The sequence below is a fragment of the Pedobacter sp. genome, from assembly GCF_045628745.1.
GTDB lineage: Bacteria > Bacteroidota > Bacteroidia > Sphingobacteriales > Sphingobacteriaceae > Pedobacter.
The window spans coordinates 1-19,917 of sequence record NZ_JAZQPU010000062.1 but is presented as its reverse complement, the minus strand read 5'-3'; the positions used below and the strand labels follow the sequence as shown (position 1 = coordinate 19,917).

Here is a 19,917-nt window from a genome sequence, read left to right as displayed (position 1 = left end):
CCCTCTTGTTAAATGCCGAGGCATTTAACAAGAGGGGTTAAAAAGCATTTGCTGTTTTTCTTGAACAGCAATGCTTATCTTTTAATTGAACAGCTTTGCTATTACGATTTGCTTAGCATTGGTTTCATTTATTATTTCAACTCCGTAATGGCAGCATCAATATAAGTTAGGCTCGCCTGGTCACTTTGTTTCTGTTGTTTCAATTTCACCAAAAAGTTAGTTACAAAGGTGTTTGCACCATAAGATTTGTATTTTACACCAATGGCCTTAACAGCATCAACTCCTTTTTTTACAGCGTTAAGGTCATTTACCTTGCCTAGCATGTTCATGTAAGCAGGAATCAAGTGTATTTGTTCCTGTGTACCCAAAGAACCAAATTTATCAGTGATAAAGGCCAGTTCATTTTCAGTACCATATTTAGAATAAACATTCACCATGGCTTCAGTTAATGCTTTTCTGTTGTCTTTCTCAAAAGATTTAGCCGTTGCAATGGCATCCTGTGGTTGTTGTAGAGATAAAGCCATCAACGCGGCGCCCTGTACGGCATAAGAATCACTTTCCAATGCTTTTTTAAACAATGGAAGATCAGCAGGATTGTTTGTCGCTGCTAAAGCAGTTATCGCTTTTGCTTTAACCAACGTATTGGCATCAGCAACAGCAAGCTTTTGAATAACAGGTAAAGCAGTTTTTGCCAGTTCAGCGTTTGTCAGGTCTAGTGCCTCTAAAGAGGCTAACCTTAAGCCGTGAAACTTGTCGTTAAGTGCTGCAAGCATAATTTTTGCACCATCAGCATCTTTCTGGTTTTTAGAAGCGGCCTGAATAGATTCCAGTCTATCTACATAAAGAGGGGCATTGGCATATTGGAAAGCATATTCCTTGATAGATTTGTTGTCTGTTTTATCCACTAACAAAACTTTCTCCGCATCCACATTCACAAGGTCAGGTTTTACTGTGCTTTTGAAAGTAAAGGTTTGCTCCGCATTTTCCATGGTTACCACATGGCGTTGTTTTTTACCACCAGCATAAATTTCAATGACCATAGGTAAGGTAAAAGTACTGCCTTCCTGAGTTTGTTTCAGCGTTACCGTTTGTGTTTTTGCAGCCTCATTCCAAGCGTAGTTGATCGTTAATTTTGGATGACCAGCATTAAAATACCATTGGTTAAAGAACCAGTTTAAATCTTTTCCACTCGCTTCTTCCATGGCCAAACGCAATTGATGCGCTTCACCGGTTTTAAAAGCATTTTGTTTTAAGTAGAGGTTCAATCCCTTAAAGAACACATCATCACCTACCTCATTACGGAGCATATGTAAAATACGTCCGCCTTTTTGGTAAGAAACCAAGTCAAACACATCTTCTTTGTCGGCATAATGGAAACGGACTAAACTTTTCAGGGCATCATTTTTTGAGCCCAGGTAATTAGCCATATCCTCGTAGTTATGCTCATCAGCTACATCTTTACCATATTTGTGTGCTGACCATAAATACTCGCTATAGTTGGCAAAAGATTCGTTTACAGTTAAATTGCTCCAGCTTTCAGCGGTTACATAATCACCGAACCATTGGTGGAAAAGTTCGTGGGCAATGGTACTTTCCGCCTGGCTGAAATACTCATCCTTCATTTCTTTGGGTGTACGTTGTACATAATCACCATGCAAGGTTGCCGTTGTATTTTCCATGGCACCACTTACATAATCACGTACCACTACCTGGCTGTATTTATTCCATGGGAAATCAAGGTTAAGTTTTTCAGAGAAAAAGCTGATCATCTCTGGTGTCGTTCCAAAGATGTCTTTAGCATAAGGCGCATAGGCCGGCTCCAGGTAATAACTAACTTCTTTATCTTTCCATTTGTCTTTGGTGATTTTAAAATCACCTACCGCCATCATAAATAAATAGGGTGCATGAGGAAGGTCCATTTTCCAGGTATCTGTACGGGTACCATTGGTGTTTTTAACCTGAGTTACCAGTTTTCCATTAGAAAGTGTTACATATTTGGAAGGCACCGTCATGATGATTTCAGACGTTGTTTTCTGGTTGGTACGGTCAATGGTAGGGAACCATGCTGATGAAGCCTCAGTTTCACCCTGCGTCCATATTTGAACAGGTTTATTGGCTACTGCACTATCCGGATTGATAAAGTATAAACCTTTAGCATCGGTAATAGCGGCGCTGCCTTTAGCTTTCAGCTCCTCTGGTTTCGCTACATATTCAATATAGATTGTATAGGCTTGTCCAGGTGCATAATTCTTTCCTAACTGGATGTGAATTTGCTCCTGGTCATAAGTGTATTTTAATTTTTCAAGCACCTTGCCATTCACTAAAGCAACGTTTTTAAGATCCATCCCTTTGGCATCTAGCGTTAAGGTATCTGTGGCATAGGCGTAAGGTTTTAAGGTTACCCATTCCTTGCCAATCAGTTGTCTTTTTGCATAGTCGAACTTTACATCAAGTTTAGTATGCACTAAAGCATTAATCTTTGTTGGAGAGGCACGATAGATTTTTTCAGCCTTTACATCAGTTGCTTTCTCTTGTTGTGCCTGTACGCTGTTTACGGCGAGCACAAAGACAAGGCAGGCGTAGGCTGAATTTCTTAAAATATATTTCATTTTTATATTGAGTTTTTTTATGGAATTGAAGCTATTGATATTTAGTTTTTTATCCGTACTGATTTGAGTACTTATACTATATATAGTTACAGTTAAGCCTTAATTTTTTATATTGAATAGCTAAAAATACAGAATCTGGGGTAATATGAAAATTAAATGCTCGCTTATTTCCTTTTGTATCTTGTAAAATACAAAATATGGAAATTAAAATCTGAAGATATTCTCTTAAAATGACGATATATTTAAATAATAGTATAAAAAACAGATGATAATATTTTTGTGAACAAATTTGTTTCATAATGATTAAAAAGGATTGGTTTTTGTATATAGGGCATTGGTAATCATCGTTACCTTAATTTTTTACCTATTAAAAATTTAATACCTATGAAAAACAATTCATTATTCAAAAGCCTGTTAGCAGGTGTAGCAATTTTAGCTTTAACAACAGGATTAACATCTTGTAAGAAAAATGACGTAGACGAAACAGGATCTGCAAACTTAAAAGTGATTAACGCATCACCATCTTCTACTCCACAGGGCTTCTTTTTAGCCAACAGTACTGTGATTCAAAGTGGATTAGCCTATGGTGATACAAAAGATTACATTGCTACTAATTCAGGTAATAACCTGGAAGCACAATTTAGAAATGATGGTTCTTCAACAGTGTATGCTACCACTAAATTCGACCTTGACAAAGGAAAATACTACAGTGTATTTTTAGCTGGAGATGGACAAGCGGCAAGGGTTAAACTTTTTACAGATGATATGACTGCACCTGCAGCTGGAAAAGCAAAAATAAGGTTTATACACCTGAGTGATGCTGCTCCTGCAAGTGTAGACATCAAACGTGGATCAGGAGATAACTTAGTGGTTAACTTGCAACGCGACAATTCAAGTGACTATTTAACTGTTGACCCAGGTATTCTAAGCATTAATGTTTATGCTACAGGACAAACTACAAGCTTGGGTAGCTTTAACATCACTGCTTTCTTAGCCAATAAAATTTATACCGTTTATATTGCGGGATCTACTGCGGCAGATATCCAGGTGAAACAAATTTCACATAACTAAGGTGTAATTTACCCAAAACACATCTACCGTTTTATCAATAGAATAGGGCAGTCATTCATCAATGACTGCCCTATCTTTTTGAACTGATTTTTTTCCGGGCTAGTACCTTCGTCACCGTCCAACCAAGCAACCCCAGAGCACAACAATCCCTATCTTTTTAATAAACATGCGTAATTCTTCTCTCACAATAATTACTGCATTTTTATTTACAATATAACTTTGAACTAAACGTATAGTTTCCGAACTTAATATAACCAAATCAACAGCGGAGTCCACCTCTTTCTTCTAATCATATATAAACCTAACAAATCTCTACAGCAGCTTACTACGAGTAACCTATTAGAGCCCCCTTGTAGTATAGTCTACCTCTTTCTTATAAGATAATTAATTACTGATGATGTATGGTCAGCTGAGCAATTTGCTAAAACAGTGATTTGGAGTTGATGAATGCTTCATCACCATTCAAAACCAAATTGTATTCGCATGAAAATTAAACATTTACTTTGTACAGGTATTCCTGTGCTCTTGTTGATGGGAAATCAAGCTTTTGCACATAGCGATGTAAAGGTCAGCATCAATCCCGGTGCTGCAAGTCATTCAATTTTTCAAAACGCAACGCAACAAATCACAGTTAGTGGTACTGTATTGGATGAAAAATCCAGTCCCATGCCAGGTGTAGGTATCAAATCCGCTAAGACCGGAAGATCATCTGTGACCGATAACAATGGAAAGTTCAGCATTCAGGTTGATAGTCCGGAGGAAGTATTGACTTTTACTTCCGTAGGTTACACTACGCAGTCACGGCCTGCAGGCAGTGGTGCTACGCCTTTAAGTATTAAAATGGTTCAAGCCTCAGGAGTGGTGTTGGATGATATTGTGGTTGTAGGTTACGGTACGCGTCGTAAATCTGATTTAACAGGTTCCGTAGGTTCAGTGAGGCAGGAACAGCTGCAAGAACGACCGGCGGCATCGCTCAACCAGGCTTTATCTGGCCGTATTGCAGGGGTACAGGTCAACTCCAATTCCGGTCGCCCGGGTGGACAAACCAATGTGCGCATCAGGGGTTTCAGTTCCATCAACACCACCAACAACCCTTTATATGTTATCGATGGGGTTATTTTGCCTGTGGGTACACAAACGCAAAATTCTAACGCTATAGATTTTCTCAACCCTGGAGATATTGCCTCAGTAGAAGTATTAAAAGATGCATCTTCTATCGCTATTTACGGTGCTCGTGGTGCCAACGGGGTAATCCTGATCACCACTAAAAAGGGTACTTCTCAAGGTGGCAGGATCACTTATGATGTCGATTTCAGTGTGCCAACCATAGGACCAAACCGGCTGGAGATGCTCAATGCACAGGAATTTGTAGATATAGAAAACCTTGCCTATGAAAATGCGGCTATCTACGATCCAGCAGGATTTGCCGCAGGTAATTATGTAGATCCCCGCATCAAAAGGCTGTCTTTACCCTTGCTTTTTGATGCCAATGGCGCACCCCTTTACAATACCGATTGGTTTAAAGAGGCCACGCAAAATAAGTTATCGCAAAACCACCAGTTAGGCTTTACCGGTGGTAATGAGGAAACAACATTTGGCTTGTTCCTCAATTACAGAGATGACAATGGTTTATTGCGCAGCTCTTTCCTCAGGCGCTATTCTGGTAGATTTACCATGGAAAGCCAGCTTAAAAAATGGGTAAGGGTTGGCGGTAGTCTCAACTATACCAATCAGGAGGAGAACCTGGTAGACATTGGTACTGGTGGCTTAAATGCCGTCCGTATGATCACTGAAAGCTTTTCCTTTTTACCGGTCAAATATCCTGATGGCACCTGGGCCGACAACCAAAATTACCCTGGTGCAGAAGGTGGCTCAAACCCTGTGCATATTTTAAGCGATAGGAAGTATGGCTTACAGACACAAAATACCCTAGGAAACATTTTTGTCAATATTAACCTGATGGAAGGGTTGGAGCTCCGCAGTGTCTTAGGAGCCAATATTGTAACCCGTAACCGTACTGAATATAATGGCAGAAGTTTATATGGAATTTCTTTTGACCAGAATGGTAGGGCCGTTATTGCTGATAACAGGGAAACGTATTGGTCTTTTGAGAATTACTTTACCTATAACAAGACTTTTCAAACCGATCATGACATCAATGCTACTTTAGGGTTGTCGTGGCAGGAAACCAATATCTATGGCTTCGATGTTGCTGCAGAGAATTTCTCTACCGATTATTTTGGCACCAATAACATTGGATCGGCCAGCAGACCAATTCCCGGCACCTCCAACAGGTCAAGGTTTGCTTTTAACTCCTATTTCGGCAGGGCCAACTATACCTATAAAAACAAATATTTATTTACCTTAACTGGTCGTGCAGATGGTTCTTCTAAATTCGGTGAAAACCATAAATATGCCTTTTTCCCGTCTGGCGCCATTGCCTGGAGAGCATCTGAAGAAGACTTTTTAAAAGATCATCCTATTATTTCTAATTTAAAAGTCCGTGGTAGTTATGGTGTTACCGGTAACTCCGAAATTAACACCTATGCTTCATTATCATTATTGGGAACCGTTTATCCGGTATTGAATACTGCTTATGCAGCAATCATCGACAATACAAGGATTACTGGTGTAGGTACCAATAGGTTGGCAAACCCTGATTTGAAATGGGAAAAAACGGCACAATCAGACATAGGTGTGGAGCTTGGCTTATTTCACAACAAGATTAACCTGGAGGCTGATTATTATTACCGCAAAACAACAGATATGTTGCTTGCTGCACCTGTGCCCGCTTCCAGTGGTTATACCTCCATCACCAGAAACATAGGGAGCATGCAAAATAAGGGTTTTGAGCTGACGCTAAATACCACCAACATCAGCAATGACAACTTTACCTGGACCACCAGTTTTAACATTTCGCTGAACAAAAATAAAGTACTCGAACTGGCAACGCCGGCAGATATCTTTGGTTTGGGAAATCCGAGTTTCACCAATGAAACAGGTATCATCAGGGTCGGTGAGCCAGTAGGTTCATTTTGGGGGTTGACACGCCTGGGCACCTGGAGTGAAGCAGAGCGTGCAGAGGCTGCCAAATATAATTATAGAGGGGGTAAACCCTTGCTACCCGGCGATATTAAATACCTGGATGTGAATGGTGATTTTGCTATTAACGACGCCGACCGCATGATTATCGGTAATGGTAACCCCGATGGCTGGGGCGCTTTAACCAATAACCTTAAATATAAGAATTTCGAGCTGCTGTTAGATATTCAATATTCTTATGGCAACGATGTGCTCGATATGAGTACACACTCTGCCGAAGATAGGGTGGGCATTGCCAACAGCTATAAAACTGTGCTGAATGCCTGGACACCACAAAACCAAAATACGCCGATTGCTGCCATCCGTGATACCAGAGCAGGATATGTCACCAATGTAGACACCCGCTGGGTGCAGGATGGATCCTTCATCAGGGGGCGAAACTTGCTGGTAGGTTACACTTTCGCACCCAATATTACACAAAAACTGAAGGTAGACCGCTTAAGGGTATATGCAAGTGTGCAGAACTTTTTCCTGATTACAAAATACAGGGGAAACGATCCGGAGGTAACCACCTACTCAAATGCTTTTGCCCAGGGCCAAACATTTTTTGATTACCCTAAGCCAACAACTTATTTACTGGGTGTAAATATTGGCTTATAGTTTACAGAATCTTTATTTTAAATGTAACGATCATGAAATTCTATCATAAACAGCTACAGATTCTCCTTTTATCGGCCTTGTTGATCTTTGGAAGCAGTTGCAAAAAGTTCCTGGAAGAAGAAGACCCTTCCAATTTATCTCCCGACACCTATTACACTCTTCCTGAACATGCAGAGACTGCGATTGCCGCTGCCTACGCACGAACCAGGTTTATTGGTGAAGGAGCCGGAATTTTTGTGGCTAATTTTTCAATGCTGGAAGTCGTAACAGGAACAGCGCGAACAGAAACAGGCCAAAATTCAGACTTGAATAACCTTATAGGGTTGCAGTATAACGGCGACAACCTATTGGTGAGAAATTGGTGGATTGGCCTGTACAGTGTAATTGCTCAGTGTAACCTGGTATTAGACAAAGTTCCCGCCATTACGCCGATGGATGAAATACGTAAAGCACAAGTACTGGGAGAAGCCCGGTTTTTGCGTGCCTGGGCTTACTTTTACCTGGTACGTTTATATGGCGATGTGCCTTTAATCAGCACCACACAAACCACAGAATCAGAGAATTTCCTGCCCTCCAGAGCACCATCCGAAGAGGTGTATAATTTAATAGTAGCAGATTTAACACAGGCAGAAGAGGCGGGCTTGCCCTGGAAAGATGCAAGTGGAAGGGTGAGCATGGGGGCTGTAAAATCTTTATTGTCTAAAGTATACCTCACCATGGCCGGTCAGCCACTTAATAAAGGGGCATCACATTATGTCCTGGCAAGGGACAAAGCATTAGATGTCATCAACAATGGTGGCTTCAGGCTTTTTGATTCCTATATGGATTTGCACAGCCTGACTACGGAAAACAGGGAAGAGCATATATTTGAAATACAGTACCTGGCTACGGTTGCAGGCAACCCCATGCAGCAGCTGTTATTACCCAATTTCAAAGATGTTTCTGCTTACAGTGATGAAATTGGAACTACAGTGCCTACCAGACAGTTCTATGAATCTTATGAAGAGGGTGATTTAAGGGCAAAAGACCGGGAGGGTTTCTTTTATACTTCTTATTATGACGGTGGCAATGGGCCTTTAAAACAATTAAATGCACCTTATATCTATAAGCATTTTGATATTGTGGCTAACGGCACACTAGGCGTAGAGGGCACTACACAGTCTGATCTAAACTGGCCACAAATCCGCTATGCTGATGTCTTATTGGTCTACGCAGAAGCACAAAACCGGGCTGATGGCAGTCCGAATGCAGGGGCCTACGCCGCTGTAAATGCCATTCGAGAACGTGCAGAATTGGCACCACTTGCAGGTTTAAGCCAGACAGCTTTTGAAGAGGCCATATGGAGAGAGCGCTGGCATGAGCTCTGTTATGAAGGGATTACCTGGTTTGACATGGTGCGCTTGAGGAAAGTGTACAACGAAGCCACAAATAGGTTTGACGACTTTGCTGGTCATGCATTCCCTGATAATCCTACCATCAAACTCTCCGAAAAAAACCTTCTCTTTCCATTGCCTACAACAGAAATTAGAAACAATCCAAACCTGACCCCTCAAAATCCGGGTTATTAATTAAAGTTTTGGAGGTATAAAATAAAGGGCTGTTCTATTGTTGAACAGCCTTTTTAAAAACAATCTATTTAGCTGTGGGTTAGTTGTATAATGGTTCAATATCTCAATTTTAAGCTTAAGCCATGAGTACTTCAAATCAAACCCATGATCATCAAACCATCAAAGAATGGGTGGAAAAAAGAAAAGGTGTTCCCTCAAAAATAAAAGGCACCGATAAAACCGGTGATGAAGGGGTGTTAAGGATACATTTTCCTAAACATAGCCAAAGCAATAACTTCGATGAAGTGAGCTGGGACGAGTTTTTTGAAGAATTTGAAGATAAAGAGCTTGACTTCCTCTTTCAGGATAAAAAGGCTAATGGGGAAACAAGTACCTTCCATAAATTTGTACAGCGTAAATAATTAACCGGTTATTTTGGCCTGTTGACCGTTGGTTTCCTGCTCCATACCAGCTAGCTATAGCATTGCTATGGCTGTTGCGGTAGTTTTGAAGAAAAAAGATCATGGAAACCTTAAACAACAATCAATCAAAACGCTATTTCACCATCGGTACAATTCTTTTAACCATTGGTATCATTTCAATCATCAATAATGCTGGAATCCCTATGCCACACTGGATCTGGAGCTGGCATACCATTATGCTTACTATAGGCTTGTGGTTAGGGTATAAAAAAGATTTTGTTGCCGGGGGATGGATCCTACTGGTCATCTTTGGTGCCTTATTTACACTTAACAGTGTGCTAATTTACTTCTTGTCGCCTTTCATGCCGGCCTTAGTGTTAATAACCGTTGGTTTATACATACTGTTAAAACCAGCTAAGTCGACGAAAGATATCGGCAAATAATCGCTAAAGTAAACTGTTTTCTTGTAATGGTAAAATATAAATAACTTATAATTTTTTATTTTCAATTTAAAGTTATTTATATTTTGTAAAAGTGTTGTTACTTACGGAGTTTCTTAGGATATTTAAGTAACGACGCTAACCAAATAAAACCATTTACGATGAAAAAACGATTTTCTGAATTTCTCAGGTGGAAGCTTGAGAAAAGCGCAGCTGTATTGTTTTGCAAATGCCTGTTTTACCTCGCTATTGCATCCAATACCACCTATGCAGCAACAAGTATGAGTAAAGATGGAACGGTGGTTTACCAGGACATTCCAATTAAAGGAACTGTTAAAGACGACAGTGGGCAACCGTTGCCTGGTGCTACAGTCACCATTAAAGGCCAAAAAGGGGGTACCCTCACAGATGGCAATGGTAATTTCTTACTGCAGGCTCCGTCCACGTCTGCCGTCTTAGTGTTCAGTTATACAGGTTACCTATCCAGAGAGGTAACGGTGGGCAATCAAACAACAATAAATATCACCCTGCAGCCCGACAACCAGTCGCTCAATGAGGTCGTTGTCATTGGTTATGGTACGGCCAGAAAATCAGATTTAACCGGTGCTGTGGGCTCTGTAAAAGAAGCAGAATTGCAGGAACGCCCTGCAGCATCCCTAAATCAAGCCTTAACAGGCAGAATTTCTGGTGTGCAAGTCAACAGTAATTCCGGTCGTCCGGGTGGAAGAGCCAACGTCAGGATTCGTGGGTTTAGCTCTATCAACTCATCTAACAACCCCTTGTATGTGGTGGATGGGGTGCAGCTGCCCATGGGTAACCAGGCACAGGCCAGTCAGGCAATAGATTACATCAACCCCAATGACATCACCTCTGTAGAGGTTTTAAAAGATGCTTCCTCTACGGCCATCTATGGTTCCCGAGGTGCTAACGGGGTCATCTTGATTACCACAAAACGCGGACAACTTGGCGAAAGCAGAATCAGCTATAATGCAGATTTCAGTGTCCCTTCTATAGGCCCTAATTTTGCTGAGGTATTAAATGCCAAAGAATTTCTGGCGGTCGAAGACCTTGCTTATCAGAACATGGCAAAGTACGACCCCGAGGGATGGGCTGCCGGCAGGTATGCTTCCAGAAATCCTGCCCTGGCAAGAACAGATCCACGGTTATTCGACAGCAGTGGAAATCCAATTTATGATACCGACTGGTTTAAAGAAGCTACGCAGCATAAGCTTTCACAAAACCATCAACTGGGCTTTAGTGGGGGCAATGAGCGCACATCCTACTCTTTTTCGCTGGGCTATCGTGATGACGAGGGATTGATTAAAACATCTTTTTTGAAAAGGTATTCCGGAAGGTTCACTATTGATGACCAGCTGAAAAAATGGCTTAAAGTAGGGGGTACCTTGAGTTATACCAAACAAGATGAAAACCTGGTGGATCAAAGTGACCAGGTAGCGCGAAGTATTGTAGAAGATTTTCCTTTTTTACCGGTAAAATACGATAATGGTATTTATGCTGATAACAGGGATTACCCCAATGCCGAAGGCCGTTTTAATGTAATACATCGCCTTGAAGACAGTCGTTATCTTTTTAATACGCAAACTACCTTGGGTAGTCTATATTCCAGCATTACCTTCACCAAGGATTTAGAAATGCGGACCATCCTTGGTGCCAATGTCATCTCCCAGGAGAATGAGGAATTTACCAGTCGTACATTAAATATTTCTGAACAAGGTAATGCTGCCGCCAGAACCCGTAGAGAGGTATTCTGGTCGGTAGAAAACTTCCTTACCTATAACAAGCGCTTTAAAGATGTTCATTCCTTTACAGGTTTACTCGGTCTGTCATGGCAAGAAAGTGCTTTCAATAACATCAGTGCTGTGGTAAGAGGCTTTGCTACCGATTACTTCCTGTACAACAACTTAGGTGCGGGTAGCTTAAATCCACAGGTAGGTTCTAACCAAACTCGGCAGTCTTTAAACTCTTATTTTGGCAGGATTAACTATAGCTTAAAAGACAAATATCTGTTCACCGCTACTGGTCGTGCAGATGGTTCTTCTAAATTTGGAGAGAACAATAAGTTTGCCTTTTTCCCTTCTGCAGCCCTGGCATGGAGAGTCTCGGAAGAAGGATTCTTAAAGGATAAAACCATTATCTCTAACTTAAAAGTCAGGGCCAGTGTGGGGATAACAGGTAACTCCGAAATACCGCCATATTCGTCTTTATCCTTGTTAAGTTCTACTTATAGTACTGTTTTTAATGATGTCAGGGTGGTCGGTACTGGAGTCAACAGGCTTGCCAATGCTGATTTGAAATGGGAGAAAACTACCCAAAGTGATTTTGGTGTGGAGTTGGGTTTGTTTAAGGGCAAAATTTCCCTTGAAGCAGATTTGTACTATAGAAAAACTACAGATATGCTTTTAGATGCGCCAGTGCCCCGCACAAGTGGCTATGCCACCATCAGGAAAAATATCGGGTCTATGGAAAACAAGGGCTTGGAGCTGGGCATCAACACCAAGAACTTTGATTCAGAAAACTTTTCATGGAACACTACCTTCAATATTTCCATCAACAAGAACAAAATTCTCTCTTTGGCTACACCGGCAGATATTTTTGGTATCGGCGGACCAAACTTCACCAATCCAACCAATATCATCAGAATTGGCGAAGCTGCGGGTTCCTTTTGGGGTTTAACAAGGTTAGGCATTTGGTCAGAGGCAGAAAGAGAAGAAGCAGCCAAGTTTGTCAGTTATCGTAATGGTAAAACCATTTTGCCGGGTGATGTAAAATACCTGGATGTGAATGGCGATTATGCCATTAACGATGCCGACAGGATGATTATTGGTAATGGTAGTCCTGATGCCTGGGGTGCTTTCCTCAATACTTTCCGTTACAAGAAGCTGGATTTTACCGTTGAACTTCAATACTCCATTGGTAACGACATGATGGACATGACCACGCACTCCAGTGAAGACAGGGTGTCTTTGGCCAACAGTTATGCCACTGTCTTAAATGCATGGACACCGCAAAATCAGAATACCTCCATTGCTGAAATCAGGGATACCCGTGCAGGTTATGTAACGAATGTGGATACCCACTGGATTAAAGATGCTTCTTTTATCCGTGGTAAAAACCTGCTTTTAGGTTATACTTTTTCTAATGCTGTGGCTACAAAAATGCGTTTAAGCAGGCTGAGGGTGTATGTATCTGCCCAGAATCTTTTCCTGATCACCAAAGATGAACTCCAGGGAGATCCTGAGGCCACACCAACAGGAGGATATGCCACTGACGCCAATAATGTTTTCTCCCAGGGAATGAACTGGCACAGCTATCCGCGTCCAAAAATCTTCATGGTGGGTTTAAATGTAGGACTCTAAATTCCTGTTTATGCCTGTTGTATCCCATACGCTTTAATAAATAACTGATATAGAGATGAAAACCACGATCATAAAAAATATTAGCAGTGTATTCCTGTGTGGAATGCTCTTGTTTGGGCCTGGTTGTAAAAAGTTCTTAGACGAACAGGATCCCTCAAATTTAACCCCGGAAAGCTTTTATACGATTCCTGAACATGCGGAAGCAGCAGTAGCATCGGTCTATGCTGATGCCCGTTTTATTGGTGATGGTGCCGGTATCTTCTCCTCCAATTGGCAACTTCTGGAGGCTGTAACTGGTACTGCCAGTACGGAAACGGCACAGAATTCTGACCTCAACAACCTCTTGGGTTTAATCCATGATGGCAATACGGGCCATGTCATCAATTGGTGGAATGGCGTGTATAAGGTCATTTCACAAGCTAACCTCGTGATTGAAAAAGTGCCGGGCATTACGCCGATGAATGAAGAGCAAAAGAAAAGCATCCTTGGGGAGGCACATTTCCTCCGTGCATGGGCCTATTTTTATGCCGTTAGGCTCTGGGGCGATGTGCCTATCATTACCTTGCCGCAAACGGCAAATTCACCAGACTTTTTTCCCCCACGTGCACCTAAAGAGGATGTCTATAACCTGATTCTTTCAGACCTGACCATTGCAGAGCAGGCAGGCTTGCCGTGGATGGATAAAAGAGGAAGGGTTTCTTTGGCTGCTGTGAAATCAGAAATGGCCATTGTTTACCTCACCATGGCGGGGCAGCCTTTAAACAAAGGGGCATCACACTATAAGCTGGCTGCAGATAAAGCCAATGAGGTGGTTACCTATGCCAATAGCAACCCTGCAGTCATCAACCTTTTTGACAACTATAATGATGTGCACAAGGAAACCCTGAAGAATGAAAAAGAGCATATTTTGATGCTACAATACAATTCTATAGTGGCTAGCAACCCGATGGATAATATGTATCCTAACTTTAAGCCGGTCACCTTCAATGGTCCAACGGGTACTGGAAGTACAGTGCCTACCTTGTCATTTTATAATTCTTATGAGCCTGGAGATTTAAGGGCTAAGGACAGGGAAGGTTATTTTTATACCAGCTATTTCACCAACGGCAATGGGGCCTTGTTTCAAATGGGTGCTCCTTATATTTTTAAGCATTTTAATGTCATTGCCAATGGAACTTCTGGTGTGGCCGGCAGCAGAAATAACAATCTCAATGTTCCTTTAATTCGTTATGCAGAGGTTTTATTGGTTTTCGCTGAAGCACAAAATGAATCAGGCAGTCCTACGGCAGAAGCTTATAATGCTTTCAAAAGAATCCGTGACCGTGCCCAGCTGGCTACTCCTGCAATTGGCAGTTACACGCAAAATACCTTTCGTGAAGCCGTATGGAAAGAGCGCTGGCATGAGCTCTGTTATGAGCAGATTACCTGGTTTGATATGGTACGGTTAAGAAAAGTGTATAATGAAACCACCAATGGCTTCGATAATTTTGTGGGCCACGTTAACAAAAGCTCCAACCAGGCACTGCAGGAGAAACATTTACTTTTCCCTATTCCGAGACAGGAAATGCAGAATAACCCAAATCTTAAACCGCAAAATCCGGGTTATCCTGACTAAATTACTTTAACCTTGAGGTACTTTAAACATTCAATTGTGGTGCTGTAAACATTAATGTATAGTAAATGAAAACCCAATATCCCAGTGTAATGCACTTGGGCTATTGGTTTTTTTTGTATATCTTCATTCTGCCTTTAGCCCTTCTCATCAAACATTCTGCAAACATTTAAAACCTAATTAATGATGTATCGATCACTTCAACAGTACCTGGCTATTCTTGTCGCAATCTTTCCTATTTTTGTGATGGCACAAAGTAGTCATACACCACAACTAAGCACAATGAGCTATCCAGAAACGAAAAAACAAAACATCACAGATACTTATTTTGGAACTGTCGTTAACGACCCCTACCGCTGGCTGGAGGATGACCGTTCAGCAGAAACCAAAGCATGGGTAAAAGCACAAAACGAAGTTACCCAAGCCTATTTATCTAAAATTCCTTACCGCGATGCCATTAAAGCACGGTTGACGAAAATAATGGATTATGAAAAGTTTTCGCAGCCCTTTAAAGAAGGGGAGTATACCTATTATTACAAAAATGATGGATTGCAAAACCAAAGCATCCTTTATCGCCAGAAAGAGGGCGCTGCTGCAGAGGTTTTCCTTGATCCAAATACCTTCAGTAAAGATGCAACGACCTCTTTGGCTGGAGTCGATTTTTCTAAGGATGGCAGTTTAGTGGCCTATCGCTTATCTGGAGGAGGTTCAGACTGGAACGATGCTGTGGTGATGAAGGCTGCAGATAAAACCATCATTGGCGATACTTTAAAAGACATTAAATTTTCTGGAATAGCCTGGCATGGCAATAAAGGTTTTTACTATAGTACCTACGACAAACCTACGGAGGGCAGTCAGCTGAGTGGCTTAACACAATACCATAAACTTTATTACCATGAGCTAGGTACAGCTCAGCAAACAGACAAGCTGATTTTTGGTGGCGACCAAACCCCGCGTCGTTATATTGGTGCGGGTTTAACCGAAGATGAGCGTTACCTGGTGATCTCTGCGGCCAACTCTACTTCTGGTAATGAGTTGTATATTAAAGATTTGTCGGTAGAGGGTTCTGCTATCATTCCAGTGGTGAGTAACTTTGATAAAGACCACAGTGTTATAGATAACGTAGGCTCGAAGCTTTATATTTATACAACTTTAAACGCACCTAACGGGCGGATTGTGACTGTAGATGCGGCAAATCCGGGGGTAGCAAACTGGAAAGACCTGATTAAAGAAACCAAAGATGTGCTGAGTCCTTCCACAGGTGGGGGTAAGATCTTTGCCAATTACATTAAAGATGCGGTATCAATGGTGCTGCAATTTGATAGAAATGGGAAATTAGAACATGAAATTGCCTTACCCGGCATAGGTACTGCCGGTGGTTTCAGCAGTAAGGAACACGAAAAAGAATTGTATTTTATTTTTACTTCTTACGTTTATCCAACAACCATCTTTAAGTATTCTGTTAATAGTGGTAAATCTGAGGTCTATAAAAAGCCAAATGTAGCCTTCGACCCAGCTAAATATGAGTCAAAACAAGTTTTCTATACATCTAAAGATGGTACCAAAGTACCTATGATCATCACCTATAAAAAAGGAGTAGTGCTCAATGGTAAAAATCCAACTTTGTTATATGGCTATGGCGGTTTCAACGTAAGTTTAACCCCTGCATTTAGTACCTCGGTATTGGTGTTGCTGGAGCAAGGCGCAGTGTATGCGGTTCCTAACCTTCGTGGTGGTGGAGAATATGGCGAAAAATGGCACCTTGCCGGTACCAAGCTGCAAAAGCAAAATGTATTTGATGACTTTATTGCTGCGGCAGAATACCTGATAGCCCAGAAATATACCGCTAAAGACTACCTGGCTATCATGGGTGGCTCTAACGGGGGCTTGCTGGTAGGTGCTACGATGATACAGCGACCAGAACTATTTAAAGTTGCCCTGCCTGCGGTAGGTGTAATGGACATGTTGCGCTACCATAAGTTTACTGCTGGTGCAGGCTGGAGCTTTGACTATGGCACAGCAGAGGAATCCAAAGAAATGTTCGAATACATTTATCGTTACTCTCCGGTGCATGCTTTGAAAAAAGGCGTTAAATACCCGGCTACATTGGTCAGCACAGCAGATCATGATGATAGGGTAGTGCCGGCGCATTCATTTAAGTTTGCCGCAACACTTCAGGATTGTCAGGCAGGTGAGGCACCGGTCCTCATCAGTATTCAAACTAATTCCGGACACGGTGCTGGAAAACCTACTGATAAAGCCATTGAAGAAACGGCAGATAAATGGGCATTTTTGTTGTATAACATGGGCTTGTCTTATCAATAAATTTTAGCCCTCTATAGAACCGATATACTGGGTGTCTGAAGCCTGAAGCCTGTCGTCTGCAATAAAATACAAGTAAAGCTCAAAACGATCATGTCGTAAATTGGCTGGGATTTCAATGGTATCCCAGCCATTGCTTCTTTTCTCCCCGTTGAGCACCGTAAAATACTTCTTCTGTCCTACGGCATATGCCAAAAGCATCACCTGGTCATTCATTTCCGGCCAGCCCAGGGTGCTGTCTTTATCCCAGGTAATTTTCAAACCATGCTCCACCCATTGTGCAGCCGGATTTTCAGCGGGCAATAAAGGTCCTTTGCTCAACACCACTTTGGAGTAATCTATTTCTAAATCAGGGTAATTTCCTTTCACTGCATGGAGTCTATTAAATTTCATCGCCAGGTTATGCCAGTTTAAGGTGGTACCCTTTGCAAAGGGGCTCAAGCCTGGTTTGGCAAAACCATCCATCCCTTTGATAAAAGTTGTCGTCAATTTCCATTTTCCCTGGTTGGTATATTGCTTTCTGCTAGGTTGTTTTTTTTTAGGCTGCGGTTTTGACCTTATAACATGTTGCCCATTGAGCTGATAAGAAACCAGGTTGGCAACACTGCCATTCACGCCTCCAAAAACTCCGTTTTTTAAAGTTCCCATAATGATATTATTTTTAAATGATTAATTAATTGTATCGACTTGTTATCGTATGGTAAATATATTGAAACAAATTTATACAAAACAATATAAAAATAATAATTATTTTATTGTTGGTTAATTGTTAGGCCGGCATTCAGAAGGGGTTTAGCTATCAATTCGATATAAGAAGGCCCTATGAAGGCCCTACAAAGGCTTTCTAAAGGATATGTAAACTAATGTTTGTTAGTTAATTTACAAATACCTAAATTTTCTTTCTAAGTCACTAAATTTTTGTAACTTAAACTCCTATAAACAATTTCATCACCATCTCAAATAAAATCCTCCTCAAATGAAAAAGACATTTTTTTATACCCTGCTTGCGGCTATACCTTTGGTTTATGGCTGTGGTCAAAATACTGATACTGCTAAGAAAGCAAAAGATGCCGCGTTAATGGACTCCTTAGCCAGGCAGGAATGCTTTGCTGCCATTGATTCTAACGACAAGGCTGATTTAAAAATTAAAACGCTCAGCAATGGCGAGGTACAAGGAAGCCTGGTGATTGATTATGTGGAGAAAGGCAAAAACGACGGAATGGTAAAGGGGAAATTTAGTGGTGATACTTTATTTGTTGATTATACTTTTAAAGTAGGTGCCGATAATCCTACAGTTTATAAAAATCCTTTGGCTTTTTTAAAGAAGGGTGATTCGTTGATCCTGGGTGTTGGGCAGATAGAAACAACTTTAGGCAGGTCATACTTTGTTAAAAGCGTACCCATCCGCTTTGACAAGAGTAAATTTACTTTCACCACTACCACTTGTCCGTAATTTAAAAAACGGCGCTATGCAATGGTGAGCAGATGAGCCTAGAATACTGTGGATAACTCTGTGGATAACTAAAGGAAAACAGGTGGATAAACGTTGGTAACTGTACTTTTATCTGTGTATAACTTGTTGAAATTAAATATTAAAAAACACTTGACAAGTATAGGTAAAATGTTGTAAATTAGATCTATCAAATAAAAAGTACCTTGACAATCTGAAAGAAAATCATCCATGAAATGGATTAAGCCTATGGGCTGAAACAATCAGGATTTTTCGATGGATCAACAGGCATCCAATTCAAACCTAGTTTGAAGAAGAGCTTAAAGTAACCCGGTTGCGAAATCTGGTGAAATAACTGTATCCAAATCAGAAATCGTAAGCTATCGAGGGTTCTTAGGAATGAACTATAGCTTAATGATGATAAAGTGTATATACTGTTTTGAAAAGATCAGGCATACCAATAGTTGTTAGCGGCACAAAAATTTGATGTTTATTTATAGCTACGGCTATAAGAAAGCGAAACCGGAGAACCAAATCGAACGAGGCGGAACTCCGGTTTCATTATTTATGGACAGCTCATCTTTTCCTTAATAAAATTCCCTAATTTTAAGGATCATGAGTAAAGTCCGAAAATCCTCCCCAGCAACGAAGAAAAAGATTTTTGTCCTGGATACCTCTGTTATCCTTTACGACCATAATGCATTCAACAATTTTCAGGAACATGATGTTGCCATCCCCATCCAGGTGCTGGAAGAGTTAGACAACATGAAAAATGGCAATGAAACCCGCAATGCCGAAGCACGAAGTTTTATCCGGGTGATGGACAATGCTTCTGGCGATCAGATTATGAATGTGTGGATGCCCATTAAGGGAAGTAAGGGGGGAAGATTTAAAGTAGTGATGGACCAGCCCGGCGGAAAAGTAGATGCCGAAGTTGTTTTTGGTGCCGGGAAATTTGACCATCGCATTTTAAATGCTGCCCTGGGCCTCAAGGAGGAGTTTCCCAAAAAAAAGGTGATCCTGGTGTCTAAGGATATCTGCCTCCGATTGAAAGCAAAATCGCTCGACCTGAATGCTGAAGATTATGAAACGGGTAAAATTAAAAACGTAGAGGAGCTTTACACGGGCAAAACAACGCTGAACAAAGTTCCTGAGCATGTTTTTGCAGCACTGAAAGAGAGCGGCAGTATTGATGCACGCAATCTTAATTTACCTTTCACCGCTGGCAACCATTTCTATACGCTCAAAAGTGGAAAGAAAAATGCGCTTGCTTATTTTGATGTGAAGAAGCATTCACTGTACCGCATCGACAAGCACAGCATGTTTAAAATACAACCTAAAAATGAAGAACAGGCGCTAGCCATG

At 41.2% G+C, this 19,917-nt stretch carries 12 protein-coding genes; 10 read left to right on the top strand and 2 right to left on the bottom strand.

Annotated features, from left to right (window positions below):
• Window positions 1-131: 131 nt before the first annotated feature.
• On the bottom strand, window positions 132-2,609 hold the full coding sequence (locus ACR2F7_RS02845) for a M1 family aminopeptidase (protein WP_432712098.1): 2,478 nt from the start codon (window positions 2,607-2,609) through the stop codon (window positions 132-134).
• A 384-nt stretch (window positions 2,610-2,993) separates the two neighbouring features.
• On the opposite strand from ACR2F7_RS02845, the gene ACR2F7_RS02840 reads away from it, so the two are divergent.
• From ACR2F7_RS02840 to ACR2F7_RS02805, 8 genes are all read left to right on the top strand, one after another.
• Window positions 2,994-3,680 (top strand): DUF4397 domain-containing protein, encoded by a 687-nt coding sequence (locus tag ACR2F7_RS02840; protein WP_432712097.1) that lies wholly within the window; start codon window positions 2,994-2,996, stop codon window positions 3,678-3,680.
• A 483-nt stretch (window positions 3,681-4,163) separates the two neighbouring features.
• Entirely contained in the window at window positions 4,164-7,382 is a 3,219-nt protein-coding gene (locus ACR2F7_RS02835; RefSeq protein ID WP_432712096.1) for a SusC/RagA family TonB-linked outer membrane protein, read from the top strand.
• 32 nt (window positions 7,383-7,414) lie between these two features.
• Window positions 7,415-8,950, top strand: coding sequence for a RagB/SusD family nutrient uptake outer membrane protein (locus tag ACR2F7_RS02830; RefSeq protein WP_432712095.1), 1,536 nt, complete (start codon window positions 7,415-7,417; stop codon window positions 8,948-8,950).
• 122 nt (window positions 8,951-9,072) lie between these two features.
• Window positions 9,073-9,351, top strand: a complete 279-nt coding sequence (locus ACR2F7_RS02825; protein ID WP_432712094.1) for a hypothetical protein — start codon at window positions 9,073-9,075, stop codon at window positions 9,349-9,351.
• A 101-nt stretch (window positions 9,352-9,452) separates the two neighbouring features.
• On the top strand, window positions 9,453-9,794 hold the full coding sequence (locus tag ACR2F7_RS02820; protein ID WP_432712093.1) for a LiaF transmembrane domain-containing protein: 342 nt from the start codon (window positions 9,453-9,455) through the stop codon (window positions 9,792-9,794).
• A 158-nt stretch (window positions 9,795-9,952) separates the two neighbouring features.
• Window positions 9,953-13,168 carry a SusC/RagA family TonB-linked outer membrane protein gene (locus ACR2F7_RS02815; RefSeq protein ID WP_432712092.1) on the top strand — a complete coding sequence of 1,072 codons (3,216 nt, stop codon included), beginning with the start codon at window positions 9,953-9,955 and terminating at the stop codon, window positions 13,166-13,168.
• Between the two features lie 55 nt (window positions 13,169-13,223).
• The gene (locus tag ACR2F7_RS02810; protein WP_432712091.1) at window positions 13,224-14,783 is read left to right on the top strand and encodes a RagB/SusD family nutrient uptake outer membrane protein; all 1,560 of its coding nucleotides are present in this window, start codon (window positions 13,224-13,226) and stop codon (window positions 14,781-14,783) included.
• A gap of 279 nt (window positions 14,784-15,062) precedes the next feature.
• Window positions 15,063-17,105, top strand: coding sequence for a prolyl oligopeptidase family serine peptidase (locus tag ACR2F7_RS02805; RefSeq protein WP_432712121.1), 2,043 nt, complete (start codon window positions 15,063-15,065; stop codon window positions 17,103-17,105).
• A 3-nt stretch (window positions 17,106-17,108) separates the two neighbouring features.
• Here the strand turns inward: ACR2F7_RS02805 and ACR2F7_RS02800 are convergent, their stop codons facing one another.
• Entirely contained in the window at window positions 17,109-17,750 is a 642-nt protein-coding gene (locus ACR2F7_RS02800) for a DUF6266 family protein (protein WP_432712090.1), read from the bottom strand.
• Window positions 17,751-18,078: 328 nt separating this feature from the next.
• Between ACR2F7_RS02800 and ACR2F7_RS02795 the strand changes: the two genes are divergently transcribed.
• A complete protein-coding gene (locus ACR2F7_RS02795) occupies window positions 18,079-18,555 on the top strand; it encodes a hypothetical protein (RefSeq protein ID WP_432712089.1) in 477 nt (158 codons plus the stop codon).
• Window positions 18,556-19,167: 612 nt separating this feature from the next.
• A partial coding sequence (locus tag ACR2F7_RS02790; protein ID WP_432712088.1) for a PIN domain-containing protein occupies window positions 19,168-19,917 on the top strand: 750 nt, incomplete at its 3' end.

Bases quoted from the DNA above. Each gene is read 5' to 3' on its own strand.
- ACR2F7_RS02800 (WP_432712090.1), bottom strand. From the start codon at position 17,750: ATGGGAACTTTAAAAAACGGAGTTTTTGGAGGCGTGAATGGCAGTGTT.
- ACR2F7_RS02835 (WP_432712096.1), top strand. From the start codon at position 4,164: ATGAAAATTAAACATTTACTTTGTACAGGTATTCCTGTGCTCTTGTTG.
- ACR2F7_RS02820 (WP_432712093.1), top strand. From the start codon at position 9,453: ATGGAAACCTTAAACAACAATCAATCAAAACGCTATTTCACCATCGGT.
- ACR2F7_RS02810 (WP_432712091.1), top strand. From the start codon at position 13,224: ATGAAAACCACGATCATAAAAAATATTAGCAGTGTATTCCTGTGTGGA.
- ACR2F7_RS02825 (WP_432712094.1), top strand. From the start codon at position 9,073: ATGAGTACTTCAAATCAAACCCATGATCATCAAACCATCAAAGAATGG.
- ACR2F7_RS02805 (WP_432712121.1), top strand. From the start codon at position 15,063: ATGAGCTATCCAGAAACGAAAAAACAAAACATCACAGATACTTATTTT.
- ACR2F7_RS02815 (WP_432712092.1), top strand. From the start codon at position 9,953: ATGAAAAAACGATTTTCTGAATTTCTCAGGTGGAAGCTTGAGAAAAGC.
- ACR2F7_RS02795 (WP_432712089.1), top strand. From the start codon at position 18,079: ATGAAAAAGACATTTTTTTATACCCTGCTTGCGGCTATACCTTTGGTT.
- ACR2F7_RS02840 (WP_432712097.1), top strand. From the start codon at position 2,994: ATGAAAAACAATTCATTATTCAAAAGCCTGTTAGCAGGTGTAGCAATT.
- ACR2F7_RS02845 (WP_432712098.1), bottom strand. From the start codon at position 2,609: ATGAAATATATTTTAAGAAATTCAGCCTACGCCTGCCTTGTCTTTGTG.
- ACR2F7_RS02830 (WP_432712095.1), top strand. From the start codon at position 7,415: ATGAAATTCTATCATAAACAGCTACAGATTCTCCTTTTATCGGCCTTG.